The 784-nt window shown below is 63.9% G+C and carries 1 protein-coding gene; it reads right to left on the bottom strand.

From position 1 onward, the window contains the following. Positions 1–18: 18 nt before the first annotated feature. Positions 19–528, bottom strand: a complete 510-nt coding sequence (locus tag NS365_RS23210) for a sulfate transporter family protein (RefSeq protein ID WP_244498547.1) — start codon at positions 526–528, stop codon at positions 19–21. Positions 529–784: the final 256 nt, after the last annotated feature.

Genomic DNA, 784 nt, shown 5'->3' with positions numbered 1-784 from the left:
AATGCGCAGCGCCTCGTACTAGAAATATGAGCGCCCTAGGAGATAGCCGTTCACCAGGAAGAACGCGCCGAAATTCACCACCGGCACCAGAAGCAGCGTGAAGGCGAGAAGATTGCCGAGGATCACCACGCCGAAGAATTTCAGCGAGAGAACCACGCTCCGCCCGAGCGGCATGGCGCGCCCGACCGGCATGCCCGGATACCGGTCGCGCTCCACCACCTCGGCCACATCGTCCAGAAACAGGCCGGCGATCACCGCGCTCACCGGCGCGATCAGATAGGCCAGCAGCACGGCCAGAAGCAGCCCCGCCGCCCAGCCGGCGAAGGTCTCGGCATTGTTCATCCAGTCCGGCATATCGGGCGTGAAACCGGCGAAGAAGGGGATCGCCACCGTCTGGAAAAACCAGCGCACCGCGAACCAGAGCGCCACCAGCACCACAGCCGTCAGCCCCAGGCTCTTCCAGAAGACCGCGCGGAAGGGCGGCGAGAACACGTCGCGGATCGCAAGTAAGGCGGCACGAAAGATCATGAACAGGGCTCTCTTCGTCTCGTCCGCCCTGCTCGTCTTCAAGGCCCGGCTTCGCATCGCGGCCGGCCCCCACAGGGCTCGCCTTCAAGATGGGATGGTCTGCGACGCGCGGCAATGCGATAAGGCCGTCTTCGACCCTTCCTCGGTTCCATCTCGCGAAGTTTCCAGCCCATGTCCCGTTTCGACCTCCTGACGATCGGCAATGCCATTGTCGACATCATCTCGCGCACCGACGACGCCTTTCTGCGCGAGGCGG

The organism is Aureimonas ureilytica, from assembly GCF_001475935.1.
Taxonomy (GTDB): domain Bacteria; phylum Pseudomonadota; class Alphaproteobacteria; order Rhizobiales; family Rhizobiaceae; genus Aureimonas; species Aureimonas ureilytica_A.
Note: the sequence above shows the minus strand (reverse complement) of the source record. Positions and strands in the feature narration are given on the sequence as shown.